This window comes from Streptomyces sp. NPDC107765 (assembly GCF_055657085.1).
In genome coordinates, this window is record NZ_JBVKBL010000019.1 from 127,413 (window position 1) to 152,931 (window position 25,519).

Below are 25,519 nucleotides of genomic sequence, written 5' to 3' on the forward strand. Positions count from 1 at the left end.
GCCGGGTGCGCCTCGTCAGGGGGTGCGGTCCGGCGCCCCCGGGAGGAGCGCGTCGAGCGCGGCACGGTCGGTCTTGCCGTTGGTGTTGAGCGGGAGGGCGTCGAGGGCGGTGAGGGTGGCCGGGACCATGTAGGCGGGGAGCCGGTCGCGCAGGGCCGCGCGGAGACCGTCGGCGGTGGTGGCCGCGGTCCCGGTGTACGCGGCGGTGAGTTCCACGCCGCCGGGCGTGGTGCGGGGAAGAACGGCGGCCTCCCTGACTCCGGGAAGGGCGCGCAACGCGGCTTCGACCTCGCCGAGTTCGACGCGGTAGCCGTGCACCTGGACCTGCTGGTCGCCGCGGCCGAGGTGGACCAGCGGCCGGTGGTCGGCGTCGGCCGGGGCGGCGGACGGGTCCAGCGCGGTGACGCGGTCGCCGGTGCGGTACCAGTGGTCGTCGGTCAGCGGGCCGGCCGGGTCGTAGGGGGAGCCGTCGGGGGCCAGGAAGCGGCCGGTGTTGTTCGCCGGGTCGAGGTAGCCGGGGAAGCGTTGTGCGCCGCGGACGCACAACTCGCCTTCGTGGTCGTGCAGTTGGAGCCCGGGGTGGAGGGTGCCGATGGGGACGGTGCCGTTGGCCGGGGACGGCCAGTCGGCGGGGTCCGGCGGCAGGCGGTAGGCGGTGCAGGTCACGGTCAGCTCGGTGGGGCCGTAGGCGTTCTCCAGCCGGCTGTGCGGGGCGGCGCGGTGCCAGGCCGCGGCCTGCTGGAGGGTCAGTGGTTCACCACAGAACATGCTGTGCCGCAGCGTCGGCATGCTGTCCGGTTTCAGGGCGCGGAACCGCTGCGCGAGGGAGATCACCGACGGTACGGAGTTCCAGTGGGTCAGGGCGTGCCGGGCCACGAAGCGGACCGGGGCGAGCAGGTCGTCGCGGGACGGGACGACCAGGGTGGCACCGCTGCCCCAGGTGGTGAACATGTCGTGCACGGACGGGTCGAAGGTGAGGTCGAAGGTCTGGGAGCAGCGGGCGCCGGGGCCGGCGGCGGCGCGCGGGACGGCGTGGGTGAGGTAGGCGCAGACGTTGCGGTGCCGGATGGGGACGCCCTTGGGGACGCCGGTGGAGCCGGAGGTGAAGAGGAGGTAGGCGAGGTCGTCGGGGCGGGCGGCGGGCAGGGCGGGGAGCGGCGCGGCGGGGAGCTGCGGCAGTTCGGCGTCGGTGCGGGTGACCAGGGGTACGTCCGGTGGCGTGGGCCGGGCGGCGGTCCCGTCGGACAGCACGGCGTCGAGCCGCGCGGCCCGGACGATGCGGGCGTTGCGTCCGGCCGGGAAGGCGGGGCCGAGCGGGACGACGGTGGCGCCGAGGCGCAGTACGGCGAGGTATCCGGCGTAGGCGACGGCGGTGCGGCCGGCCAGCAGGCCCACCCGGCGGGGCGGTGTCCCGTCCAGGCGGTCGAGCAGCGCGACCGCGAGGGCGTCGGCGCGGGCGGCGAGTCGGGCGTAGGTCAGCGTGGTGTCGCCGGTCTCCAGCGCGGGCCGGTCCGGGTGGGCGGCGGCCGTGGCCGCGAACCAGTCGAGGAGGGTGTGCCGAGCGTCGGGGTTGCTCACCGTGCGCCTTTCCAAGGGGTGGGGCGGGGGGTCGGGGCCGGGGTGCCGGCCGTGTCCGCGGGCGGGCCCGGCGGGCTTGCGGCCAGGGCGAACGCGCAGCTCAGCGGGGTGCTGGAGTGGTCGCGCAGGCTCAGCCAGCGGTAGGTTCGCCAGTGGCCCGAGCGGGCGCCGGGCGGGACGTCGATGGTCCAGGGCCGCCCGGCGAGCCCCGCTCCGCCGGCCTTGACGCAGGCTTCCTGGGCGGTCCACACCCAGGCGACCTCTTCGGCGGCCGCGGCCGGCGGCAGTGCGGTGAGCCGCCCGGCGTGCGCACCGAGCAGCCGCCGGGCGAAGGTGGCGCGGACGGCGGAGTCGGGGTGCTGGACGTCCACGCCGACGGCGCGCCCCAGCGCCACGGCGGCGGCGAGCGTGCCCCGGCTGTGGGACACGCTGATGCCGAGGTCGGGGTGGCCGCGCAGCCACGGCTTGCCGCGCCGGTCGGGGACGATCTCGGCGCCGGCCGGGCCGGGCCGTACGGCGGCCAGCAGCTGCCGCAACAGCCCGCGGCCGGCGAGGAATTCGCGGGCCCGCCATTCGGGCAGGGCGGCCGCGCGGCGCCGGTCGTCCCGGTGGGTGCCGGCGGGGGCGCGGTCCGCGGTCGTGGTGGCCACCCAGACCCCGCGGGCCACCTCGATCGGTGCCGTCACGGCAGGGTCCCCGGCCGTTCGAGGGCGGCCAGCAGGTCCTCGGCGGCGTCCGCGAGGGTGCCGAGGACGACCTCGTCGGCGCCGCCGCCGATGCCGAAGAGCGCGGCCTGTGCACGGAGTTCCTGGATTCCTCCGGTGGTGAAGCCGGCCGCGCCCCACAGCTGGGCGCAGTCGGCGAGGACGTGGTGGACGGTGGCGCCGGCGGCCGCCTTGAGGGTGGCGGCCGCCGTGGCGTCGTGCCGCAGCGCCACCTCGTCGGCCAGCTCGCCGGTGAGCGCGTGGAGTTCACGTACCCGCAGCAGGCAGCCCGCGAACCGCTGGCGGACCGCGTCCAGGTCCCACAGGGTGCCGTCGCCGTGCGGGCGGCCGGTGAGACGCCGGTGGGTGTCGGCCAGCACCCGGCGGCACAGCGCCACGCCCCACTGGGCGCCGGCCAGGCGTTCGGTGCCGATGTGGCGGGCGAAGAGCGGCAGTCCGAAGCCGATGCGGCCGAGCACATGGTCGCGGCCGAGCCGTACCCCGTCGAAGGTGACGTGGCCGGCGCCGGAGTCGGCGAACAGGGCGGAGTCGGCGGGGCGCACGGTGACGCCCGGTGCGTCGGCCGGTACCAGGACCCAGGTGAAGTGGGTGAAGTGCCGCCCCGGGCGGTGCCGGGCGAGGACGAGGAAGTGGGTGGCGGTGGTGGTGTTGGCGATCCAGTTCTTCTCGCCGGTCACGTCGAGGGCGTCGTCCTCGATGCGCAGTTCCGTGCGGAGGGCGGTGAGGTCGGTGCCGGCGGTGACGTCGGTGGCGGCGAGGGCGAGGGTGGCCCGGCCGGTGAGCGCACCCTCCAGGGCCTGCCGGGCGGCCGGCGCCCGCCCGGTGGCGAGCAGGGGCAGCGCGGTGGCCAGCTGGACGCTGACCGACAGGGTGGCGGGGACGGAGAAGCGGGCGTCGACGGCGGTGAGCAGGTCGGCGAGGCCGGCCGGGTCGATGCCGGTGCCGGGCTGCCGGTCGCGGTAGGCGCCGCCGGTCAGGCCGGCGCCGCCGAGTGCGGCCCAGACCTGCGCGCCGGGCGCGGTGCGGGGCAGTGCGTCGAGCGGGGCGTAGCGGGGGTCAGACAAAGCTCACCCCCTGGTCGCGCAGGGCCAGCCGGCCGTCGGCGAGGTGCAGCCGGTCGTTGCTGTAGTTGAGCGGCGCCGAGCGCAGGTCGCGCAGGGCCTGTTCGAGCCGGGTGGGTGAGTCCTTGAGGTAGCCGTGGCGCAGTCCGAGCGCGGTGATCAGGTCGTCGACCGCCGCCAGGCACTCCTCGGAGGCGGTGATCTTCAGCGCGTTGAGCTGGAGCTGGCGGGCCGGTGCGGTCAGGTCGGCGCCGGACTCCACGGTGTGCAGGGCCTGTTGGAGCAGGGCGTGCACGGTGTCGAGGCGCTGCCGGGACCGGGCGATCCGGGTGAGGAGGAGCTCGGAGGTGAGGTCGAAGCGGGCCCGGCCGGCGGGGCTGCGCAGCAGGCGCAGTACGCGGGAGAGTGCCCCGGCGGCGGTGCCGAGCCACACCGCGGACCAGCCCAGGTGGGCCAGCGGTCCGAAGACCGTGGTGGCGATCCGGTGGAACTCGCCTGCCGTACCGACGACTTGGTGGGCGGGGAGGCGTCCGGTCAGGGTGAGCGCGGCGCTGTGGCTGGCGCGCATGCCCATCGGCTGCCAGTCGCCGGAGGCGGTGAGGTCGAGCTGGTCGCGGTGGGCGTAGACCAGCGTCACCTCGTGGGCGGTGGCGTCGGCCCCGGGGCTGCGCATGGTGATCAGGAAGCCGTCGGCGTGGGCGCCGCCGGTGACGATGGGCGCGAACCGCTCCACCACCAACTCGCCCTGATCTGCTCCCAGTTGAGCCTGGGCGCTGAGCAGATGGCCGCCCTTGCCGGCCTCGGTGGTGACGGAGGCGAGGTAGCACTCCCCCGCCGCGATCCGCGGCAGCAGTTCCTTGCACAGCCGCTCGTTGCCGTACCGCACCAGGGCCGCCGTCTGCTGGCAGTGCATCGCGAAGATCATGCCGACGGACATGTCGCTGCGCCCGAGGGTCCGGGCGGCGGCCGCCAGGTCCCGTACGGTGCCGCCGAGGCCGCCGTGGGCCACCGGGACCAGCAGTCCGAGCAGGCCGGTGCGGCGCAGCGCGTCCAGTGCGGCCACCGGGAATTCCGCGGCGCGGTCGGTACGGGCCAGGTGTTCCTCGGTGGCCTCGGTGACGGCCGCCAGGCGGTCGGTCAGGTCGAGCGGGGGCGGGGTGGCGGGCTCGGTGGTCATGCGGACTCCTGGCCGGCCGGGCCGTCGCCGGTGCCCTCCGGCAGCTGTGCGGCGATCACGTTCCAGAGGCTGCCGGCGGTGGCGAAGGTGGTGTCGTTGAGCTCCTCGTCCGGCAGCGAGATGCCGAAGGTGTCCTCCACGGCGAAGAGCAGCTCGATGGCCTGCATGGAGTCGACGCCGAGTTTGCGCAGGTCGGTGTCGGGGGTGAGGGCGGTCTCGCCGGGGCCGGCGTGCTTGAGGAAGGGCTGCAGCAGGGCGGTGAAGCGGGCGTCCATGGTGTCTCTTTCGGGTGCGGTCAGCGGGCGATGCGGCACAGGTCGTCGACCCGGCGGAGGTTTTCCGGTACGAGCGCCTCGGCGTCGAACTCCCGGCCCAGTGCGGTCTCCAGCCGCTCGATGATCTCGATCAGCCGGAAGGAGCTGAAGGAGGGGAAGGAGTCGAAGGGTGCGCCGCCCAGGAGGCCGGCCACCTGCACGCCGAGCACGTCCGCGGCGACGGCGGCCACCCGGTCGCGGAGCGCGTCGTCGGCGGGCGGGGCGGCCGCCGGGGCCGGGATGCCGGGCGGGGTGCCGAAGACGGTGAGGTCGGCGGTGAGCACCTCCCGCAGCCGGTCCACGATGCCCGGCGGCTCGGCGCGGCCGCGGGACAGCCGGCGGTGGGCGAGGTAGGTCTGCTCGACGACCTTGTCCCAGGCCCGCAGGTGCGCGGCCTCGGCCTCCCGCCGTTCGTCGTCGGCGTGGTCGGCGAAGAGCGCGCGGTAGGTGGCGTGCAGGGTGCGGGAGCGGGCCAGCAGCCAGGTCTCGACGGTGAGTTGACCGATCGCCCGGGCGCGGTCGGGGCAGGCGTCGTACGCATCGAGGTAGCCGGCGACCGCGCTCTCGTCGACGGACACCAGCGGGGGCGGCCCGGCGGCCGGGCGGGCGGTGTCCGGTGCCACCTCGACGACCTCGGCGGACTCGATGCCGGCCAGTTCGTCCTCGGTGAGCACCCAGGTGCCGGGGGCGGCGGTGCCCCAGGAGGTCTCGCTGCGGTAGGCGTCGGTGAGGTGCCAGCCACCGGGCCCGGCGGCGAGCAGGAAGCTGTGGTCCATGTGGGCCTGCCCGTGGTACGGCAGCCAGGGCAGGTGGAAGGCGTCGGCGACGACGTAGCGCGCGGCGTCGGCCCGGCGGACCGCGGCGAACATGCCGCTGCGGGTCATCCGCTCGCGCCGGACGATGTGGAGCCCCAGGAGGCCCGGTGCCGAACGGAGTTGTTCGGCCAGGGGCGGCTCGACGGTCGGCAGTCCGTCGGGGCGGGCCCAGGAGCGGAAGCCCAGGGGTGCGCCGAGCCGGAGGTGGGCCCCGGGTCCGTGGTGGTGGTCCGCGAGGACCGCCAGGTTGACCTGGATGCAGTCGAGCAGACCGCTGTGGACGGAACCGAACGCGAACTGCTCCGGTCCCCCTGTGACGGCCATGGCCGGTGTCCTTCCGTGCGGGGTGGTGGGGCTCATGCCGCTCCCGTCAGCCGGGCGAAGCCCTCGGCGATCCGGGTGAGTTCGGCGGCGATGTGCGGCAGGCGGGTGGGGTCGTCGGCGTCCAGTGCCTCGTGCTGCTGCCGTTCGTCGCCGTAGAGCAGGCTGGTGGCGGCCTTGAAGCGCAGCGCGTGCGGGTCGTCGCCGAGGAGGTGTCCGGCGAGGACGACGATGCCCGCGTCGTCGAGGAGGCGGGCGGCGAGCGCGGCTGCGTCGGTGATGCCGCGGGCGGCCAGCCGGTCGCGCAGCGGCGCGAAGTCGGGGTAGACGTAGAAGCCGCCGGTGGGCGGGCGGCAGACGGCGCCCGCCTCGATGGCGGTGCGGTGCACGGCCCGGGCCACCGCGCCGTGCAGCCGGGCGCTCGCCCGCATCCGCGCGGCGATCTCCGGCGGTTCGGCGTAGGCGTACTCGGCGACCTGCTGCATGGGCCCGGCGAGGGTGGACCAGATCTCGCTGGCCGCGGCGACGGTGGCGTCCCGGAGCAGGGCGCCGGTGTCGCCGGCGGGGAAGCGGGCCACGCCGATCCGCCAGCCGCCGAGGCCGAGGGTCTTGGACAGTCCGCTGGTGACGACGGTGCGTTCCGGGGCGGCCTCGGCGGGGCTGAGGTAGGGAGTGGTGTCCGGGTCGTGGACGAGGTCGCGGTAGATCTCGTCGGAGAGGATCAGCAGGTCCTCGGCGCGGGCCAGCGCGCACAGGTCGCGGATCAGCGCGGGCGGGGCCACGGTTCCGGTGGGGTTGTCGGGGAGGGTGAGGACCAGCAGCCGGGGGTCGGCACCGGCCGCCCGGGCCCGGTGCAGGGTCTCGCGCAGCGCGTCGGGTGCCGGGACGCCGCCGCACTCGGCGGGGACGGGCACGCCGAAGACCTTCTTGCCGGCGTAGCGGGCCTGCGGGGCGTAGCTGTTCCAGGCCGGCCGGGGCAGCAACAGGTCGCCGGGGACGACGAGTTGGAGCGCCATCAGCAGCGGTTTGCTGCCGGGGGCGACCATCACCCGGTCGGGTTCGGTGGGCAGCCGGCGGCGGGTGAAGTAGCCGGCCACGGCGCGGCGTACGCTCTCGGCGCCGGCCACCGGCCCGTACGCGGCGCGGGTCGCGCCGGCCGCCAGCTGGGCGGCGAGTTCGGGCAGGACCGGCAGCCGGGCCTCGCCGAACGCCAGGTGGACCAGTGCGGCCCCTTCGGCGCGGCGCCGGTCGACGAGCTGGTTGAGCGCCAGGTTCGGGGAGGGCGGGGCGACGGTGACGGCGGTCATGCGGGTTTCCTCTCCGCGCGGCCGGTGCGGCGGGCCGGGGCGGGGCCGGCCGGGGCGGATCCGGTCGGGGCACTGCCGCGCAGGGCGGCGGCGAGGTCGGCCGGGGTGGCGGGGTCGGGTTCGAGTTCGTCGAGCCAGGCGGCGTCGGCGGACCAGCGGGCCCGGAACGGCCGGCCGACCAGGTCGGGATTGCGGGCCTGGAGCATCCGCAGTCGGAAGTACGCCCCCTCGGGGGTCTCCTCGACGCCGTCCACGACGACCTTGCCGGGGGTGGCGGACATCACCGGGCCGCGTACGGTGCGGGCCAGTCCGGGCAGCGTGCGGTAGGCGTCGGTGAAGATCTCCACGGCCCTGGCCAGCGGGACCTTGAAGTAGTCGTGGGGGCCGGTGTCGCGCTCGACGAACAGGTAGTAGGGCACCGCGCCGGCCGCGAGTTCGGCCCGCCACAGCTCGCTCCAGACCCGGGCGTCGTCGTTGACGTGGGCGATCAGCGGCGCCTGGCAGTAGACCACCGCGCCGGTCGCGCGGATGCGGGCCAGCGCCTGCCGGGCGAGGCCGGTCGCCAGCTCCCGGGGGTGGCTGAAGTGCGCCATCACCGCGAGCTGCCGCCCGGAGGCGGTCACCCGCTCGAACAGCCGCAGGACGTCGTCGGCGTCCGGGTCGGTGACGAAGCGCTGCGGCCAGTAGGCGACGGACTTGGTGCCGATCCGGATCGTACGGACCGTGTCGACGCCGAGCAGCGGCTCCAGGTGGCCGCGCAGCCGCTCGGTGGACATCACCATCGGGTCGCCGCCGGTGACCAGCACGTCGTGGACCTCGGGGTGGTCGCCGAGGTAGCGGATCAGTCCGCCCGGGTCGGGGGCGGCGAACTTGAGGTCGGCGTCGCCGATGAACTGGGCCCAGCGGAAGCAGTAGGTGCAGTAGGCGTGGCAGGTCTGGCCCTGGCCGGGGAAGTAGAGCACCGTCTCGCGGTACTTGTGCTGCAGTCCGGGCAGGGCGACGCCGTCCTGGGTGGGGACGTTGAGCTGCTGCTGTCCGGAGGGGTGGGGGTTGAGCCGCCGGCGGATCCCCTGGACGGCCTCGCGCAGCAGCGGTGTGTCGGCGGGGTCGGCGGACAGCTTGGCCAGCTGGTCCTCGTCGGCGGGGGCGAGCATCCCGCGCTGCGGGAAGGTGAGTTGGAACATCGGGTCCTCGGGGACCCGGTCCCAGTCGATGAGCTCGGTGAGCACGTACTCGTTCACCCGGAACGGCAGCACCAGCGACACCCGGCGCACGGTCTCGCGGAGGTCGTCGGGCAGGCGGTGACGGCGGGCGATCTCGTCGAGGTGGCGGGGGCCGAACGCCCGGAAGCGGGCGGTTTCCGGCAGGCCGGCCGGCATCAGCGCTCACCTCCGGCCCGGTGCGGCTTGCGGTAGAGGTCGTCGCCGAGGACCAGGAAGTCCAGGTCCATGGCGCGGAAGGCGCGCAGCGCGTCGGCGGCGGTGTTGACGATGGGCTCGCCCTTGTCGTTGAAGGAGGTGTTGAGCAGGACCGGGGGCGCGCCGTGCCGTTCCAGGGCGTCCAGGGCGGCGCCGACCGCGGGCGCCTCGTCGCCGTGCAGGACCTGCGGCCGGGTGGTGCCGTCGACGTGGACGACACCGGGCGCGACCTGCCGGCCGAGCGCGGTGGCCTTCGCGGCGCCGAGCATGTAGCGGCTCAAGTACTCCTGCTGCTCCCAGAGCCGGGCACCGTAGCCGGGCCGGGTGACACCGGCGAAGGGCCGCCACTGCTCGCGGTTCTTGAGGGTGTTGACCCGCGTGTTGACGTCCGCGGTGTCCGGTACGGCGATGATCGAGCGCCGGCACAGCGCCCGCGGCCCCACTTCGGCCCGCCCCTGGGCGACCGCTCCCACCTGCCCGGCCAGCAGCAACCCGGTCAGCTCGTCGATGTCGAGATCCGCCCGCACCAGCCCCGAGAGGTCCAGCTCCCCCGCCGCGGACCCGCGCCCGCCCCGCCCCGGGACACCGGCCCCCGCAGCGCCCGCCCCAGGACCCGGCGCCCCCGGAATACCCTCCCCCGCCCCGCCGTTGAGGCGATCAGGGGCCCACACATCCACGCCCAGATAGGGAGTCAGCGCCCCCGCCCTCCTCCTGGGCGGCCGCACCGTCCAGGCCGCTCCGAGGGCGACCCCCGCGTCGTGCGGTACGGGCGGTACGTACAGCGGGCCGGGCAGCGTGCCGTTGGTGCTGCAGTTGAGGGCGACGCCGCCGCTCAGGCACAGCTCCTCGACGCCGGCCGCCTGACGGGTCAGCGCCGCGAGATGGGTCACGGTCTGTTCGATGAGGCGCTGGGCCGTGTACGCGACGAGGACCGCGTTCGGGTCGTCGGTGAGCCGCTCCTCGGGCGCGCGGGGGCCGTCCGCCGCGGCGATCTTGGTGTAGCGCTCCCGCCAGCGGCCGACGGTGTCGTCGTACTGCGCCTTGATCTCGTCGGCGGTGGCTGTCCCCCGGCTCTCCGCCAGCGGTTCGACGGCCAGGGCGAAGTCGTCGGCGGTGAGGTCCACCAGCGGCTCGACGTCCAGGTGGGCGGCGCGCCCGTAGGCGGCCAGGCCCATGGTCTTGCCGGCGTTGAGGAAGGAGAAGCCGAGCCAGGTGGAGGCGGCGTCGTAGGCGTAGCCGAGCGAGGCGGTGCGCTGCCAGCTGCGTTCCAGGCGGGGTGCGGCGCCGTCCTCGTAGGTCCAGATGGTGGAGGACTCGTTCTCGCCGTGGCCGTCGACGACCAGCACCCCGGCCCTGGGGAACGGCGAGGCGTAGAAGGAGGAGGCGGCGTGCGCCTGGTGGTGGGGGACGCGGACCACCTCGGGCGTGCGACCGCGGAAGTCCAGTCCGACGGCGTAGGCGAGGAACTCGGCGTCGCTGGTGAAGCGCCGCGGGTAGAGCTGTTCGCTGTCCCAGCCGAGGGCGACGACGTCGAGGTCGGCGGCGGTGATGCCGGCCTGGGCCAGGCAGAAGCGGGCGGCGCCGAACGGCTTGCGGTAGAGGGAGTGGCGGTGGCGGTTGACGCGCTCCTCTTCGGTGAAGGCGATGACCTCGCCGTCCCCGTTGACGAGGCAGGCGGCGCTGTCGTGCCAGCCGGTGGGCGGTGCGTTGACACCGAGGATCCAGGTCATGGGCGGTAGTCCTTGGTCGGGGTGGACGGTCCGGGAAGCGGGGTGAGGGAGTGGCGTACGGCGTGCCGGGCGGCGGCCAGCGCGGTGGCGCACTCCCCGGCGGTGTCGGCGACGGCGATGAGGGCGGCGAGGCGGGGCACGATGCCGCGGGGCGGCAGCCGCAGCGTGGTGCCGGGCGCGGCGAGCGGCACGGCGCGGACGATGCCGGGCACGGCCCGGGCGGTGGTGAGGTCGAGGGAGCGGACGGTGCCGTCGTGCTCGGGGTAGACGAAGCTGACCTCGGCGCAGCGGTCGTGGTGCGGGGTGAGGTCCGGGGTCCGGCCGAGTGCGAGATCGGCGGCGGCCGCGACCTGGTCGACTCCGGTGGCGAGGGTGGAAAGGAGCGGGATGAAGTCGCCGCCGAGCCGGCCGTTGACCTCGACGACGCGGGGTCCGGTGGGGGTGAGGCGGAGTTCGGTGTGGGTCAGGCCGGTGCGGATGCCGAGGGCGGTGTGCGCGTCGGCGACGACGGAGCGCACCTCGTCGGCCCAGGGCTCGTGCCGCCAGGGGGCGACGAGGTGTCCGGTCTCCTCGAAGTACGGGGCGAAGCCGAGGCGTTTGCGGGCCACGCCCACGATCCGGGCGGTGCCGTCGGCGACCGCGCAGTCCACGCTGATCTCGGGGCCGGTCAGGTATTCCTCGACGAGCGCGCCGGCGGCCCCGGGGATGCCGGGGAAGGCGGCGGTGCGCGCCTGGTCGAAGGCGTGCCGGACCTGTTCGGGGTCGGCGGCGAGGGTGACGCCGATGCTGCCGGCCAGGGCCCGGGGTTTGACGACGACCGGGCGGCCGAGTTCCTCCGCGGCGGCGAGCGCCTCGTCGGGGGTGTGGACCTCGTGGAAGCGTGCGGAGGGCACTCCGGCGGCGGCGAGCAGCCGGCGGGTGGCGAGTTTGTCGCGGCAGCGGCGGGCGGCCTCGGGGCTCATGTGCACAAGGCCCAGCCGGCGGGCGGCCTCGGCGGTGGTCTCCAGCAGGGTCTCGTCCCAGGTGAGGACGGCGCCGGGGCCGGGGTGGCCGGTGAGCAGTGCGGCGATCGCGCGGGTGGTGTCGGTGACGTCGGAGGTGTCCGCGGTACGGAACCGGTCGGCGACGTGCCGGCGCTGCCAGTCCGGTTCGGTGCGATGGACGAGGGCGGTGGTCACCCGGCCGGCGACGGTGTCCAGGGCGTAGGCGCGGTAGGGCGGGTTGCCGCAGCCGACGAGGACGAGCCGGGCGGGTGCCGCGGGGTCGACGGGGGTGCAGTCGAGCCGGGCGGTGCGCAGGGTGCGGAGGAGGGCGGCGGTCACCTCCGCGCTGCTGCGGCCGCGGAAGCGGAACCGCGCCCCGGCGTGCTCGTATCCACCGCCCCGCATCAACGCGCCCCATTCCGGGAGGACTTGGGCATACGGTCCGTCGTCGCCAGGGTATCCGGTGACGTCCCGTACCCGGCAGGGGGCCGGGACGGAGGGCGGGAGGAGCAGCCAGCCGGCCACCTCGGTGGGTGCGGGGCCCGCGGTGGCGGTCGGGTCGGGGGTGCCGGTCTGGTGGGCGAAGGCCGCGGCCATCAGGTCGATGCCGTGCACCTCGCGCCAGACGAAGGGGACTTCGGCGCCGCCGGGGCGGGCGCCGATCTCCAGGACGGTCAGTTCGCCGTGCTCGTTCTCGAAGAGTTCGAGGTGGAAGACGGACGGGCCGGTGAACAGGGCCCCGGTGGCGGCGGCGGTGATCTCGCCGATGCGGGCGAGGAGTGCGGGGTCGTCGATCTCCACCGAGCCGAGCGCCGCGCCGGTGGCGAATTCCAGGCAGGTGTGGAGGTAGCGGGAGGCCCGCCAGGGGCCGGGGCCGTCGCCGGTGTGCACCCCGTCGACGTGCAGGACCTGGTCGGGGCGCCACTGCTGGACGAGCATGCCGGTCTCCGCCGGGAAGGCGTAGCGCGCGAGGTCGGCCGGGGAGTCGAGGCGGGTGATGCCGGCGCTGGCGGTGCCGCGCCGCGGTTTGAGCAGGACCGGCCAGCCGTGCCGGGCGGCGAAGGCGGCCACCGCGTCGGGGCCGGTGGCCGCGGCGGTGGGCGGTACGGGGAGGCCGGCGGCTTCGAGCCGCTGGGCCATCAGCAGTTTGTCGCGCAGCGGCAGCAGGTCCTCGGCGCGCTGTCCGGGCAGGCCGTAGGCGTCCCGGAGGTCGGCGGCGAGGTCGAGGTCGGTTTCCTGGAGGGCGACGATCCGGGTGGGCGGGCCGAGCCGTTCGGCCAGGGCGTCGAGGGCGGCGCGGACCTCCTTGACGTTCTCGGTGCTGTCCACGAGCCGTACCGCGGCGGCCTGTTCGACGGGGAGGTGGCGGGCGGCCCGTTCGGTGGTGAGGTAGCTGACGCGGTGGACGGAGTGGTCGAGGTAGGCGGCGTAGTCGGCGTAGCGGTCGGTCCAGCGGTGCAGGACCAGGACGTGTTCGGGCACGGGCGGCCTCCTGGGGCAGGAACGAGCACGGGGGGGGTGGGGCGGGCGGCGGGGGCCGGCCGGGGTGCGGCCGCGCGGCCTCGGGGGCGCGCGGTGGGGTCCGGCGGATCTTGGCGCGGGACCGGCCGGTGCGGCGGGAGCCGCCGGGCCGCGGCGGCTGCCGGGGCCGGTGGGGGTGGGCGGTGCCGCCTCAGGGCCGCCCGGCGGCGGTGAGCAGGCCGTCGTGCAGGTCGCGGAGCAGTTCGGCGCACTGCTCGCGGCCGAGGTCCTTCGCGGTGAGCCGGACCGAGAGCCCGGCGTCGGTCTCCAGGGCGCGGGCGTAACAGCGCGGCCCGATGGTGGTGAAGGGTTCCTCCCAGGTGAGGGTGGGTTGACGGGCGTCCTGCGGGGCCTGCGGGGGTGGGGCGTCGAGCGGTGAACCGCCGGGGGTGGCCACGTAGTTGAAGGCGCAGGCCGGTTCGGCGGCGTCGGGCGTCCGGGTCCGTAGGGCGGCGACCGCGGTGACGTCGTGCATGCCGTGCCGGAAGGCGGTCAGGCCGCTCCAGTGCACCGCGTCGGCGAGCTTGACCAGGTCGTCGGTGCGGGCCTGTTCGACGAGCGCGGGGACCCACTGGTTCATCGAGGTGACCACGGTCTTCCAGCGGCCGGCGAAGCGGTTGGCGCTCATCAGGTGGACGAGCAGGGTGTCGGTGCCGCATCGGCGGGCGACGCTGCGGACGTAGGCGGCGAGGACGACGCTGGCGACGGAGACCCGGGCGCGTGCGGCGAGGGCGTGTGCGGCCGGGCGGGCGGCCGCGGAGTACAGGGTGGCCTGGACGGTGCCGCCCGCCGCTCCGGTGCGGGGCAGGGCGGCCGGCGGGGCGTGGGAGAGCAGCTGGGTCCAGTGCTCCAGGGCGGCGGCCTGCCGGCGGAGTCCGGCGGGGCCGTACTGTTCCGCGGCGAGGTCGGCGGGGCCGGGCAGGGTGGGGCCGAGGCCGTCGGGGTCGGTGAGCGCCTGCCGGAATTCCCGGTGCAGGAGTTCCTGGGCCCAGGCATCGGCGGTGATGTGGTGTTTGGCGAACAGCAGGTGGGTGGGGGTGCCGTCGCGGGTCAGCAGCCGGGCCCGCCAGCCGTGCTGCCGGCCGAGGTCGAAGGGCTCGTGGGCCAGTTCGGCGGCGCGGCGGTCGGGCGCGGTGCCGTCGTCGGATACGGCAGGCAGGGTGTCGTCGGTGTCGGCGTCGGGCGTCAACTGGCGTGGTGCGTCGGCGTTTTCGAGGTCGTAGCGGGTGCGCAGCGAGGGGTGCCGGGCGGCGAGGGTACGGAGTGCGGTGCGGACCTGTGCGGCGTCGGTGCCGCGGGGCAGCGGCCAGGCGGCGGCGTTGTTCGGTTCGTACCGCCGGTGGGCCGGCAGGTCGCGGATGTCGTGCCACACCGAGAGCTGGCCGAGCGAGAGCGGTCCGGCCGCGAGCATATGTTCCCCCATTGCTGCACTTCCATCATGCGAAAGGTGAATTCCGTGCACGGCTGACGCTGCCACAAGCTGTTGAAGTCTGTCCAGGTCGATCGGACGGCGAAGGCCGCGAAACGTGACCCACCTCACACACCAACGCCGCCGCGCCCATGAGAGCCTGATCGTCACCTTTCGAAATCCAACTTCCGTTCTGCGGAAGGATGGAGGGCGCTTCGGCCGTTTCGGCCGGGCGCTTCCCGGGGCGCCGCCGCGCACGCCGTCCGCGAGCCGACGGATCGTCATGTCCGTTCCGGCTGCCCCGGATTCACCGTTCCCGTACACCACGAGGGGTCTTCCGCACCGTGAGCACCGTGAGTCAGCCGCCCTCCGCCTCCGCCGGTCCGGGCGGGGAATTCCTCCACGACTTCCTGCTCGCCGCCGCCCGGCGCACCCCCGACGCCCCCGCCGTGATCGAGTCCGACCGGCCCGGTACGACCACCGTCACCACCTACGCCGCACTCGCCGCCCTGGTGGACGCGTACACGGACGGTCTCGGCGCGCTCGGCATCGAGACCGGCTCGCGGGTGGTCCTGGAGTCCGACACCACCGCCCGGGCCGTCGCGGCACTCCTCGCCTGCTCCCGGGCCGGCCTCACCTTCGTCCCGGTGAGCCCCGAAACCCCGCGCCGGCGGCTGGAGTCGATCCTCGCCACCGCCCGGCCCGCGCTCCACCTCCAGGCCGCGGACGGCACCCGGACGGACCTCCCGCCGGCCCTCGGCACCGCCCGGTTCGGCCCGGACGGACTGACCGTCGAGCGTGCCCCCGCAGCCCACCGGCCCCGCCGCCGGGTGCCCTGCGTCACCGACCCCGCGTACCTCGTCTTCACCTCCGGCACCACGGGGCGGCCCAAGGGCGTGGTGATGAGCCACCGCGCGGTGACCGCCTTCTACCGGGGCATGCTGGCGCACCGGATCGCCACGCCCGAGGACCGCATCGCCAGCACCTCACCGCTGCAGTTCGACTTCTCGCTGCTCAACATCGGTCTGGCGCTGGGCAGCGGCGCCGCCGTCGTCCCGGTCCCGCCGCACCTGGTGCGCTGGCCCCGGCATCTGCTGCGGGTGCTGCGGGAGACCGGCGCCACCCAGGTCAACGGCGTCCCCTCGATCTGGCGGCAGTCGCTGCGGTACGAGCCGGAGCGGCTGGCCGCCCTCGACCGGCTGCGTTCGGTGCTGTTCTGCGGTGAGGAGTTCCCGCTGCCCGAACTGCGCCGGCTCCAGGAACTGCTGCCCGCGGCCCGCATCATCAACTGCTACGGCGCCACCGAGTCGATGGCCTGCTCCTTCGAGGACGTGCCGCGCCCGCTGCCGGACGACGTGGAGCGGCTGTCCATCGGCGTCGCCCACCCCGGCGCGGAGCTGCTGCTCGTCGACGCGTCGGGGGCGGTCGTCGACCGGCCGGGGGTGCCCGGGGAGCTCCATCTGCGCAGTCCCGCGCTGTTCTCCGGGTACTGGGACGACCCGGAGGCCACCCGCGCCGCGCTGGTCCCCGACCCGCTGTGCCCGCAGTCCGGCCAGGTCGTCCTGCGCACCGGCGACCTGGCCGTACGCGGCGAGCGCGGTGAGTACTACTTCTGCGGCCGGACCGACTCCCAGGTGCAGATCAACGGCAATCGCATCGAACTCGCCGAGGTGGAGCGGCGGTTGACGGAGTTCCCCGGTGCCGCCGCCGCGACCGCACTGGCCCTGCCCCTCCCCGGCGGCGGCCTCGAACTCACCGCCTTCGTGGTCCCCGGCGCCGGCCCGACCCCGCCGGACGCCGGCGCGCTGCGGGAGTTCTGCGCCGAGACCCTGCCGCCGTACATGGTCCCGCAGCAGATCCAGCTGCTGGACGCGCTGCCCGTCACGGCGAACGGCAAGGTCGACCGCGCGGCCCTGGCGGACGCCGCCGCCCGGGGCGCGGCACCGGCCGTGCCCGGCGGCGGCCCGCAGTGACCGACCACCCGCAGGAGGTACCCGTGAGCAGCACCGACGCCCCCGCACCGGTGCCCGGGGCGCCCGCACCCGGCCGGCTGCGCCGCTACGTCCGGGTGCGGGCGGGCGGACTGCCCGCCGCGTTCTGGGTGCTGTGGGGCGGCTCGCTGGTCAACCGCCTGGGCTCGATGGTCAATCCGTTCCTCAGCCTCTATCTGACCGGCGTCCGCGGCCTCCCGCTCGCCGACACCGGGCTGATCCTCGCGGTGGTCGGCATCGGCTCGGTCGTCTCCCAGCCGCTGGGCGGCTTCCTCGCCGACCGGTTCGGCCGCCGGGTGGCGCTGACCGGCGGGATGCTGGCGAACGGCGCGACCCTGCTCACCCTCGGCCACGCCCACGGCCTGACCGTGCTGCTCCCCGCGTGCTTCACGCTCGGCGTCACCCTCGACCTCTTCCGCCCCGCCGCCCAGGCCCTGGTCGCCGACGCGGTGCCCGCCGCCGACCGCACCCGCGCCTTCGGACTGCTGCTCTGGGCGGTCAACCTCGGCTTCTCGGTCGCCATGGTGCTGGGCGGCCGGCTCGCCTCCCACGGCTACGAGTTGATCTTCTGGATCGACGCGGGCGCCTGTACGTTCTTCGGGGTGCTGGTGTGGCTGGCGGTCCCGGAGACCCGACCGGCCGCCCGGGACCGCACCGCCGGCAGCTACCGCACCGTCCTCGCCGACCGCACCATGCTCGCCTTCGCCGGGATCATCGTGGTCTACGCGGTCGTCTTCCAGCAGGCGTTCGCCACCCTGCCGCTGGCGATGCGCGGCACCGGCCTGTCCAGCGGCGCGTACGGCCTGGTGATGGGCGTCAACGGCGCCGTCGTGATCGCCCTGCAGCCGCTGATCGGCCACCGGCTGGCCGCCCACGACAAGAGCCGGGTCCTGGCCGCCGGGTTCGCCCTCGCGGCAGGCGGCAACGCGGTGGCGGCCACCGCCTCTGCCACCACCGGATACGCGCTGGCCGTCGCGGTCTCCACGGTCGGCGAGATCCTGGTCTTCGCGGTCACCGCGGCGGTCGTCGCCGATCTGGCGCCGGCCCCGCTGCGCGGCCGCTACAACGGCGTGATCGGCATGGCCTGGGGCACCGGCTTCCTGATCGCCCCCGTCGCCGGCACCCGTCTGCTCACCCTCAGCGCCCCCGTCCTCTGGCTGACCTGCGTCGCCCTGTGCCTGCTCGCCGCGGCCGGCCAGCTGTCCCTGGCACCGGCGCTGCGCCGCCGCGCCACCGGCTGACCGGCGAACCGCCGCACCGCGCACCGGAAGGAACCGCACGTGAAGAAAGTCCTGCTGATCGAGCCCGATGTCGCCGCGGGCGAGGACCTGCTGACCGCGGCCGCCGGCCTGGGCCTCACGGCCTACGCCGCCACCCACGAGGACGTGTACGCGCGCTACCGCCCCGAACTGAAGGCACGGATCGCCGCGCCGGTCTTCACCGACTTCGGTGACCCCGCGGCCGCCCGCGCCGAACTGGCCGCCTTCTGCCGCGCCCACGGCGTGGCCGCCGTCGTCCCCTGCTGGGAGTTCCTCACCCCGCTCGCCACCCGGCTCGCCGCGGACCTGGGCCTGCCCGGCCACCGGCCCGAACTCGCCGAAGCCGGGCGCAACAAGCACCTGATGGCCGAGGCGTTCGCGGCCCGCGGCGTACCCGCCCCGCGCACGGTGGCGGCGCCGGACGCCGCGGCCCTGGCCCGCCGGATCGCGGACGCGCAGCTGTCCTTCCCACTCGTCGTCAAACCGGCGGAGAACGCCGCCTCGATCGGGGTGTCCGTCGTCCGGTCGGCCGCCGGACTCCCGGCCGCCGCCGGCCTCGCCGGCTCCGAGACGCACAAGCCCTCGCACGGCATCGCCCTGGACCGCACGCTGCTGGCGCAGGAGTACGTGCCCGGCGAGGAGTTCAGCGTCGAGACGATCGTGGCCGGCGGCGAGCCCCACCACCTCGCGGTCACCGAGAAGTTCACCACCGACGGCACCCACCGCGCCGAACTGGGCCACACGGTGCCCGCCGAACTCCCCCACGACGTCCGGGCGGAGGTCCTCGCGGCGGCCACCGCGGCGTGCACGGCCCTGGGCCTGCGCCACGGCGTCGCGCACACCGAGGTGAAGATCGGCCCCCGGGGCCGCCCGTACGTCCTCGAAGTGGGCGCCCGGCCCCCGGGCGACCACATCATGAAGCTGGTCGAGGAGGCGCTCGGCATCGACATGGCCCGCGCCTGCCTCCAGGCCGCGCTGGGCGAACGCCCCGACGTGACGCCGCGCCGGGCGGCGGCCGCCGCGATCCGTTTCCTCACCGCGCCGGAGGCCGGCACCCTGCGCCGGGTCGGTGCCCTCCCCCGGGGAGAGCACATCGTCGCCACCGCCCTGTCGAAGCTGCCCGGCGACCAGGTCGGCGCCCCGCACGACAACCTCGGCCGGATCGGCCGGATCATGCTCCGGGCCGACACCGCCACCGAGGTCAACAAGGCGGCGGCCGCGGCGCTGGAGTCCGTCACGGTGGAGCTTGCGACCCGCTGGTGAGCGACCGCGAAAGACCTACCGAATCCGTCGCATCAAAAGATCTGGACAACGAATTCCGCCGCCCTGTAGATAAGAGGCCATGGAATCAGAAGACGATGCCTCCATGGCGGCCCGGCCCGCCCGCGGCCTGTCGCAGACCGCGCGCACCCGCCACCGCCGGCTGCGCGAGCAGGGCCGCACCGACCGCGCGGCGCTCGACGCCGTCCTGGCCGACGGCTTCCTCTGCCACCTCGGCGTGCTGGTGGACGGCACACCGCTGGTCGTCCCCACGGTCTACGGCGCGGACGGCAGCACGCTCTACGTCCACGGCTCGGTCGCCAGCCGCAGCCTGATCGCCTCACCCGCGGCCGAGGTCTGCGTCACCGTCACCCATGTCGACGGCCTGGTGCTTGCCCGTTCCGTCTTCGAACACGGCGTCAACTACCGCAGCGCGATGGTGATCGGCACCCCGCGCCCGGTCACCGACCCCGAGGAGAAGCTGGCCGGGCTGCGCTGCCTGACCGAGCAGGCCGCGCCGGGCCAGTGGGACTACGCCCGCCGCCCCCACCGCAAGGAGCTCGCCGCGACCGCGCTGCTGGCGCTCTCCCTCGACGAGGCGTCCGTGAAGGTCCGTACCGGACCGCCGGACGACGGCGACGGGCCCGACGCCGCGCTCGGCCTGTGGGCGGGGGTGCTGCCGCTGCACACCACCTGGGGCCCGCCGGAGGCCGACCCGCTGCTGCCCGCCGGCATCACCCCGCCCGCACACCTCACCGCGCTGGCCACCGGGGCGCCACGAAACGGCTGACGGGTCCTCTAGGGCCTGTCGTCAAATTCCCGTCTGCCCCGCGACGCCTGGCACGCACTCTCGCCGCACCGAGCGAAAGCCCAAGTACTCCAGTACGAGGACTTCCACCCGGCACTCCCCCAGCCTTCGGCCGGGGGGACCCCCAGAGCACGCACCAGACGCCGCGCTGCCGCCCTTCGGGCAACGACGGGAATTTGACGACAGGCCCTAGCGTGGAGGGATGGACGAGACGGGACCCGACGGGCCGCCGCCGGACACCGGCGAGGTGAACTTCCCCGCCCATCGGGCGGCGCGGTGCCGCGGACTTGCCGAACTGGACGGCCAGATCGCCCGCTGCCGCGCCTGCCCCCGGCTGGTGGCCTGGCGCGAGCAGGTCGCCGCGCACCCCCGTGCGGCGTTCCGGGACTGGGAGTACTGGGGGCGGCCGGTCCCCGGCTTCGGGCCCGAGGACGCCGCGCTGGCGGTCGTCGGCCTGGCACCGGCCGCGCACGGCGGCAACCGCACCGGCCGGATGTTCACCGGGGACGCCTCGGGGGACTTCCTGTTCGCCGCGCTCCACGCGGTGGGCCTCGCCTCACAACCCACCGCCACGCACCGGGACGACGGCCTGGAGCTGTACGGGGTGCGGGTGACCGCGCCGGTGCACTGCGCCCCGCCGGAGAACAAGCCGACCCCGGCCGAGCGGGGCACCTGCCGGCCCTGGCTGGCCGCCGAACTGGAGCTGCTCGCCCCGACGTTGCGGGCGGTCGTGGCGCTCGGGGCCTTCGGCTGGCAGGCGCTGCTGCCCGTGCTCGGCGAGGCGGGCTGGCCGATCCCCCGTCCGCGCCCCGCGTTCGGCCACGGCGCCGAGCTGACCCTGCCCGCCACCGGCCGGCGGCCCGCACTGAAGGTCCTGGGGAGCTACCACCCCAGCCAGCGCAACACCTTCACCGGCAAGCTCACCTTCGACATGCTCGTCGACCTGCTCAGCCGCGCCGCCGACGTGGCCGGACTGTCCGGCTCCTCGCCCCGGCGGCCCTGACGCCCGCCCAACTGCCCGCGGCCGTACGGGAGATGACATCCCGTACGGCCGCATCGCTTCGAGGTGGCCCGGCGGTGCGGCCGGGCCGTGCCGCGGCTACTGCGCGACCGGGCGGCGGCCGCCGCGGCCGCGGCCCCGGCGCGGCGGGCGGCCCGCGCGGGACCGGGTGGTGCGCGCGGCCGGCGCCTTCGCGGCCGTGGCCTGTGCCGGAACCTCGATGGTGACCGCGACACCGGACGGCTCGCGCGCCCCCGTGAGGCGGACCAGTTCCTCGTCGCTGGACTTGAGGCGGGTGGTCGCCGGGGTGATCCCGGCGTCCCGCATCAGCCGGGTCATCTCGCGCTTCTGGTCGGGCAGCACCAGCGTGACCACCCGGCCGGACTCCCCGGCCCGGGCGGTGCGGCCGCCGCGGTGCAGATAGTCCTTGTGGTCGGCCGGCGGATCGACGTTGACGACCAGGTCGAGCGCGTCGACGTGGATGCCGCGGGCCGCGACATTGGTCGCCACCAGCGCGGTGACCTGGCCGTTCTTGAACTGGTCCAGGGTGCGGTTGCGCTGCGGCTGGGTGCGGCCGCCGTGCAGCGCCGCCGCGCGCACCCCGCTTGCCAGCAGGCGCTTGGCGAAGCGGTCGGCGGCGCGCTTGGTGTCGACGAAGAGGATCACCCGGCCGTCACGGGCCGCGATCCGCAGCGCGACGGCCTTCTTGTCGGTCTCGTCCGCGAGGTGCAGCACATGGTGCTCCATCGTGGCGACCGCGCCCGCCGACGGGTCGACGGAGTGCACGACCGGGTCGGTCAGGAACTGCCGGACCAGCCGGTCCACGTTCCGGTCCAGGGTGGCCGAGAACAGCATCCGCTGCCCGCCCGGCTCGACCTGCGCGAGGAGCGCCGTGACCTGCGGCAGGAAGCCCATGTCGGCCATCTGGTCGGCCTCGTCGAGCACGGTCAGGCGCACCTGTCCGAGCACGCAGTCGCCGCGCTCGATGAGGTCCTTGAGCCGCCCGGGGGTGGCGACCAGCACCTCGGCGCCGCGGCGCAGCGCGGCGGCCTGCTTGGTGATCGACATCCCGCCCACCACGGTCGCGATGCGCAGCTGCACGGAGGTGGCGTACGGCAGCAGCGCGTCGGTGACCTGCTGGGCGAGTTCGCGGGTGGGCACCAGGACCAGGGCGAGCGGTGCGCGCGGGGTGGCCCGCAGCCCGGCGGTGCGGGCCAGCAGCGACAGCCCGAAGGCGAGCGTCTTGCCGGAGCCGGTGCGGCCGCGGCCGAGGAGGTCGCGGCCGGCGAGCGAGTTGGGCAGGGTGGCGGCCTGGATGGGGAACGGCTCGGTCACGCCCTGTGCCGTGAGCGTCTTCTGCAGGGCCGCCGGCAGGTCGAGCTCCGCGAAGGACGCGACGGCGGGCAGCGCGGGGACCACCGGGTCGGGCACGGTGAATTCCTGCGGCGGGGCGGCCTTGCGGGCCGTGGCCTTCCCGCCCGCCGCCTTCCCGCCGGACGTGCCCGCGGCCTTGCCCGGGGAGTTCCTGCGCCGGGGGTTTCCGGATCCGGCGGGCCGGGGCGTACCGGTGCGGTGCGGGCGTGCGGAGCGAGCCAATGGGGTTCCTTTCCAGGGGGCCTGGGACAGTACGGGGCCGGGGCCCGACGAGCCCCCATCCGGAAAGGCGTGAACCGGCCGGAAAACAGCAAGTGCGCCTGCGGACCATTCCCGTCAGGCGCACATCATGATCATGGGTACCGAACTGCAACCCTGGCACCCTAGCACGCCGGCCGCTCACAGCAGTCCGGTGATCATGTCAGAGCCGTTCGACTCCCCTGCGCGCCGGGGCCCCTACGGGCGTCCGCGGTCCCGTTCCTCCAGGTCGGCCAGCATCGCATCGGCGAGGTCGCGCTCGGCGGCATAGAACCGCTCGGACCACTTCAGCACCAGCGCCGGACCCGACCGGGCCTCCGCGTCGCGGGCGGCCGCCGCGTCGGCCTCGGCGCGCTGCCGCATCGTCTCGGCGAACTCCCGGTGCCGGCCCAGGACTTCCCGCATCCGGTCGTCCTCCAGCAGATGGCCGAGCCACAGCCGCAGCATCACCCCGTGTTTGAGGACCGGGGGCTCCACCGGCGCCTCGCGGGCCCACCGGCGGACCGCCGCCATCCCCTCGTCGGTGATCACATAGACCCGCTTGTCGCGGTGGCCGGTCTCCTGGGCGACCGTCCGCGAGCTGACGTAACCGGCCTTCTCCAGGCGCTTGAGCTCGCCGTAGATCTGGCTGAAGGACGGGCTCCAGTAGAAGAAGCGCAGCGACCGGTCCGACCACTTCTTCAGGTCGTAGCCGGACAGCTCCTCGCCGAAGGAGAGCAGTCCGAGCACCGCCCAGCCGGTGGCCGGCAGCTCCGGCCGCTCCGCGTCGCCGGCGTCCGCCGCGTCCGGCTTCTTCTCCGTCACGTTGCGCAGTCTACGGTCCGGCGCCGCCACGGCCGGGTCCGGAAGGCGCCAACTCCCTTGCGCCGGGGCCCCGGGCCGCGGCGCGCGGTGCGGACCGCGGCCGGTCGGCCAATAGTGGAAAGGTGAGCATCCAGGGCCTGCGCGGGCACCGCTCGGTGGTGGGCAACGCGGTCCGTGTGACCACCGCGGCCTGCGTCGGCTTCTACCTCTGCCGCTACGGGCTCGGCCTGACCGCGATGGCGGTGTACGCCGCCTTCACCGCGGTGTCGCTGGGCGCGCTCGCCCGCATCCCCGGGTCCGGGCGGCAGCGGGCCGCGACCGTGCTCACCGCGGTCCCGGCCGGTCTGCTGCTGCTCACCCTGGGCACGCTGCTGGCGGTACGGACCTGGGCCGCGGTCCTCGGCATGCTCGTCGTCGGCTTCGTCATCGCCTACGCGGGGACCACCGGCCCGCGGATCGCCGGGGCGGCCCCCGGTATGCAGCTGCTCTACATCCTGCCGTGCTTCCCGCCGTACGCCCCTGAGCTGCTGGGCCAGCGGCTGGCCGGTTTCCTGCTGGGTGCGGCCCTGCTCGCGGCCGCCCAGCGGTTCCTGCTGCCCGAACCGGACACCCCGCCGTTCCGCCGGCTGCTGGCCGGGGCCGCCGACGCGGCCGCGGACCTCGCCGAGCTGCACGGCGCGCCGGCTCCCGGACCGCTGCTGGACCGGGCCCGGTCCGCCGCCGACGCGCTGCGGCCGTCCCGGGTCCCGCCGGCCGACCGGCCCGCCTCCCCCACCGTCGCCCACAAGGCCATGCAGCACGCCGCCGAGGCGGCCCGCACCCTGCTGGCCCGGCTCGACGCCCTGCACACCGCCGAGGACGCGCACCGCGCCTACCGGCCCGAGACGGTCGCCCTGCTGACCGGCATCGGCGAGGCCGCCCGCGGGGCCGCCCGGGCGCTCCGCGACGGCCGCAGGCTGCGGCCCGGGCAGGGGCCGCAGGCCGCGGACCTGGAGCGCGAGCTGGGGCCCGTGCGCACCCACCAGGCCCTGGACACCCTGGAGCGGCTGGACGCCGACGACCGGCTGGTCTATCTGCGCCGCCGGTCGCTGGTGGTGCAGGCCGCGGACGCCACCGTCGTACTGGTGCTGGCCACCCGGCTGCTGTTCGGCGACCGCAGCGTCGACCGGGACACCGCCGGGCACGCCTTCGGCTACGCCCGCGTGCACGCCCCCGCGCTGTGGTGGCTCCGGCTGACCAGCCACCTCACGCCGCGTTCGGTGATCTTCCAGAACGCCTGCCGGTTCGCGCTCGGGCTGGCCGCGGCCCGGGCGGTCGCCGGGGTGCTCGACCTCCAGCACGGCTTCTGGGTACTGCTGGCGACCCTGACGCTCACCCGGACGACGAGCCTGGAGACCCGCTCCGCGATCCGGCAGGCTCTGCTGGGCACCCTGGCCGGCGCGGTACTGGCCGGTGGGCTGCTGGTCCTGGTGGACGACCGGGCGGCGGTGTACGCGGTCCTGCTGCCGCTGGTGATGCTGCTGGCGTTCACGCTGGGGCCGCTGCGCGGGCTCGCCTGGGCGCAGGGCGGGTTCACCCTGGTCGTCGCCACGCTGTTCGCGCAGGTCTCCCGGGTCACCTGGCACCTCGCGCCGGTCCGGCTGACCGACGTCCTGACGGGCAGCGTCATCGGGCTGATCTGCGGCCTGGTGGCCTGGCCGCGGGGCGCGGGGAGAGAGCTGCGGCGCAGCATGGCGGCGCTGTCCGCGGCGATCGCCGCGTCCATCGGGCGGACCGCCGACCGCGTCGTGGACCGGACCGGGGCCGACCGGACGGGTGCCATGACGGCGACGGGCGGGCCGGGCACCCCGGGGCGCGACGCCGAGGCGGACCTCGGGGCGATCAACCGTGCGCTGGCGCTGGCGCGGGAGAGCCTGGCCCAGTACCAGTGCGAGCCGCGGGAGCGCACCGCCCGGCAGCCGGACTGGCCCGTGGTGCTGGTCGCCGCGGCGGACGCCCGGCGCGGCGAACGGCTGCTGCCCGGCCGCCCGGGCCGGATCATCCACCGGGAGACCGGGGACCGGCTGCGGCGGGCGGCGGACGACACCGCGGCCGGCTACCGGGCGCTCGCCCGGCAGCTGGGCGCCGACCACATCGCGCCGCCGGACCGCAGCCCGCCGCTGGACCTCCGCGGGTTGCTGGCGGTCGTCCAGCGGATCCCGCGGGACAGCCCGGACCGGGAGGCCCGGGCGCTGGCCGCGGCACTGCTGCTGGACTCGGTCATCTGGCTGGACGGGCTCACCACCGATCTGAGCCGCATCCAGGAGGAGATCTGACGTCGGTCCGGGCCCGGCGGTCCGGATCTGTCAGGGCAGCGCGGAGCCCGTCCGCCGGGCACGGCCCCGGGCCGGAGGTGCTGGGCGCGCTC

The 25,519-nt window shown here is 75.5% G+C and carries 19 protein-coding genes; 6 read left to right on the forward strand and 13 right to left on the reverse strand.

Annotated elements, in window-relative coordinates:
- Nucleotides 1-15: 15 nt before the first annotated feature.
- The 11 genes from ACZ7MX_RS34340 to ACZ7MX_RS34390 form a co-directional block, all read right to left on the reverse strand.
- Nucleotides 16-1,578, reverse strand: coding sequence for an AMP-binding protein (locus ACZ7MX_RS34340; protein WP_472137927.1), 1,563 nt, complete (start codon nt 1,576-1,578; stop codon nt 16-18).
- Nucleotides 1,575-2,264 (reverse strand): 4'-phosphopantetheinyl transferase family protein, encoded by a 690-nt coding sequence (locus ACZ7MX_RS34345; protein ID WP_472137929.1) that lies wholly within the window; start codon nt 2,262-2,264, stop codon nt 1,575-1,577. Before ACZ7MX_RS34345 ends, ACZ7MX_RS34340 begins: the two co-directional genes overlap by 4 nt.
- Entirely contained in the window at nt 2,261-3,367 is a 1,107-nt protein-coding gene (locus ACZ7MX_RS34350; protein WP_472137931.1) for an acyl-CoA dehydrogenase family protein, read from the reverse strand. The genes ACZ7MX_RS34345 and ACZ7MX_RS34350 overlap by 4 nt, the downstream gene beginning before the upstream one ends.
- Nucleotides 3,360-4,541: an acyl-CoA dehydrogenase family protein gene (locus tag ACZ7MX_RS34355; RefSeq protein WP_472137933.1), complete on the reverse strand. Its 1,182-nt coding sequence runs from the start codon at nt 4,539-4,541 to the stop codon at nt 3,360-3,362. Before ACZ7MX_RS34355 ends, ACZ7MX_RS34350 begins: the two co-directional genes overlap by 8 nt.
- Entirely contained in the window at nt 4,538-4,816 is a 279-nt protein-coding gene (locus ACZ7MX_RS34360) for an acyl carrier protein (protein WP_472137935.1), read from the reverse strand. Before ACZ7MX_RS34360 ends, ACZ7MX_RS34355 begins: the two co-directional genes overlap by 4 nt.
- A gap of 20 nt (nt 4,817-4,836) precedes the next feature.
- Nucleotides 4,837-5,994, reverse strand: coding sequence for a hypothetical protein (locus ACZ7MX_RS34365; RefSeq protein WP_472137937.1), 1,158 nt, complete (start codon nt 5,992-5,994; stop codon nt 4,837-4,839).
- A 32-nt stretch (nt 5,995-6,026) separates the two neighbouring features.
- Entirely contained in the window at nt 6,027-7,298 is a 1,272-nt protein-coding gene (locus tag ACZ7MX_RS34370) for a pyridoxal phosphate-dependent aminotransferase (protein WP_472137939.1), read from the reverse strand.
- On the reverse strand, nt 7,295-8,677 hold the full coding sequence (locus ACZ7MX_RS34375) for a KamA family radical SAM protein (RefSeq protein WP_472137940.1): 1,383 nt from the start codon (nt 8,675-8,677) through the stop codon (nt 7,295-7,297). Before ACZ7MX_RS34375 ends, ACZ7MX_RS34370 begins: the two co-directional genes overlap by 4 nt.
- A complete protein-coding gene (locus ACZ7MX_RS34380) occupies nt 8,677-10,446 on the reverse strand; it encodes a carbamoyltransferase C-terminal domain-containing protein (RefSeq protein WP_472137942.1) in 1,770 nt (589 codons plus the stop codon). The genes ACZ7MX_RS34375 and ACZ7MX_RS34380 overlap by 1 nt, the downstream gene beginning before the upstream one ends.
- Nucleotides 10,443-12,911, reverse strand: a complete 2,469-nt coding sequence (locus ACZ7MX_RS34385) for an ATP-grasp domain-containing protein (protein WP_472137944.1) — start codon at nt 12,909-12,911, stop codon at nt 10,443-10,445. The genes ACZ7MX_RS34380 and ACZ7MX_RS34385 overlap by 4 nt, the downstream gene beginning before the upstream one ends.
- A gap of 190 nt (nt 12,912-13,101) precedes the next feature.
- Nucleotides 13,102-14,373, reverse strand: coding sequence for a condensation domain-containing protein (locus ACZ7MX_RS34390; RefSeq protein WP_472137946.1), 1,272 nt, complete (start codon nt 14,371-14,373; stop codon nt 13,102-13,104).
- 338 nt (nt 14,374-14,711) lie between these two features.
- On the opposite strand from ACZ7MX_RS34390, the gene ACZ7MX_RS34395 reads away from it, so the two are divergent.
- The 5 genes from ACZ7MX_RS34395 (at nt 14,712) to ACZ7MX_RS34415 (ending at nt 20,679) form a co-directional block, all read left to right on the forward strand.
- The gene (locus tag ACZ7MX_RS34395) at nt 14,712-16,331 is read left to right on the forward strand and encodes an AMP-binding protein (RefSeq protein WP_472137948.1); all 1,620 of its coding nucleotides are present in this window, start codon (nt 14,712-14,714) and stop codon (nt 16,329-16,331) included.
- Between the two features lie 23 nt (nt 16,332-16,354).
- Entirely contained in the window at nt 16,355-17,590 is a 1,236-nt protein-coding gene (locus ACZ7MX_RS34400; RefSeq protein ID WP_472137950.1) for an MFS transporter, read from the forward strand.
- A 39-nt stretch (nt 17,591-17,629) separates the two neighbouring features.
- Nucleotides 17,630-18,871: an ATP-grasp domain-containing protein gene (locus tag ACZ7MX_RS34405; protein ID WP_472137952.1), complete on the forward strand. Its 1,242-nt coding sequence runs from the start codon at nt 17,630-17,632 to the stop codon at nt 18,869-18,871.
- A 79-nt stretch (nt 18,872-18,950) separates the two neighbouring features.
- Entirely contained in the window at nt 18,951-19,658 is a 708-nt protein-coding gene (locus tag ACZ7MX_RS34410; protein WP_472137953.1) for a pyridoxamine 5'-phosphate oxidase family protein, read from the forward strand.
- A gap of 220 nt (nt 19,659-19,878) precedes the next feature.
- Nucleotides 19,879-20,679, forward strand: a complete 801-nt coding sequence (locus ACZ7MX_RS34415) for a uracil-DNA glycosylase (RefSeq protein ID WP_472137955.1) — start codon at nt 19,879-19,881, stop codon at nt 20,677-20,679.
- A gap of 96 nt (nt 20,680-20,775) precedes the next feature.
- Here the strand turns inward: ACZ7MX_RS34415 and ACZ7MX_RS34420 are convergent, their stop codons facing one another.
- Together ACZ7MX_RS34420 and ACZ7MX_RS34425 are read right to left on the reverse strand one after the other, a co-directional pair.
- Nucleotides 20,776-22,272 (reverse strand): DEAD/DEAH box helicase, encoded by a 1,497-nt coding sequence (locus ACZ7MX_RS34420; protein WP_472137957.1) that lies wholly within the window; start codon nt 22,270-22,272, stop codon nt 20,776-20,778.
- A 234-nt stretch (nt 22,273-22,506) separates the two neighbouring features.
- Entirely contained in the window at nt 22,507-23,112 is a 606-nt protein-coding gene (locus ACZ7MX_RS34425) for a PadR family transcriptional regulator (RefSeq protein ID WP_472137958.1), read from the reverse strand.
- Between the two features lie 122 nt (nt 23,113-23,234).
- Here ACZ7MX_RS34425 and ACZ7MX_RS34430 point away from each other — a divergent pair, with 122 nt between their 5' ends.
- Nucleotides 23,235-25,427 (forward strand): FUSC family protein, encoded by a 2,193-nt coding sequence (locus ACZ7MX_RS34430; protein ID WP_472137960.1) that lies wholly within the window; start codon nt 23,235-23,237, stop codon nt 25,425-25,427.
- Nucleotides 25,428-25,519 lie beyond the last annotated feature (92 nt).

What these genes read in the sequence shown, in the direction of transcription:
- ACZ7MX_RS34355 (WP_472137933.1), bottom strand. Translation starts at nt 4,541, where the DNA reads ATGACCACCGAGCCCGCCACCCCGCCCCCGCTCGACCTGACCGACCGC.
- ACZ7MX_RS34360 (WP_472137935.1), bottom strand. Translation starts at nt 4,816, where the DNA reads ATGGACGCCCGCTTCACCGCCCTGCTGCAGCCCTTCCTCAAGCACGCC.
- ACZ7MX_RS34365 (WP_472137937.1), bottom strand. Translation starts at nt 5,994, where the DNA reads ATGGCCGTCACAGGGGGACCGGAGCAGTTCGCGTTCGGTTCCGTCCAC.
- ACZ7MX_RS34370 (WP_472137939.1), bottom strand. Translation starts at nt 7,298, where the DNA reads ATGACCGCCGTCACCGTCGCCCCGCCCTCCCCGAACCTGGCGCTCAAC.
- ACZ7MX_RS34375 (WP_472137940.1), bottom strand. Translation starts at nt 8,677, where the DNA reads ATGCCGGCCGGCCTGCCGGAAACCGCCCGCTTCCGGGCGTTCGGCCCC.
- ACZ7MX_RS34380 (WP_472137942.1), bottom strand. Translation starts at nt 10,446, where the DNA reads ATGACCTGGATCCTCGGTGTCAACGCACCGCCCACCGGCTGGCACGAC.
- ACZ7MX_RS34390 (WP_472137946.1), bottom strand. Translation starts at nt 14,373, where the DNA reads ATGGGGGAACATATGCTCGCGGCCGGACCGCTCTCGCTCGGCCAGCTC.
- ACZ7MX_RS34410 (WP_472137953.1), top strand. Translation starts at nt 18,951, where the DNA reads ATGGAATCAGAAGACGATGCCTCCATGGCGGCCCGGCCCGCCCGCGGC.
- ACZ7MX_RS34415 (WP_472137955.1), top strand. Translation starts at nt 19,879, where the DNA reads ATGGACGAGACGGGACCCGACGGGCCGCCGCCGGACACCGGCGAGGTG.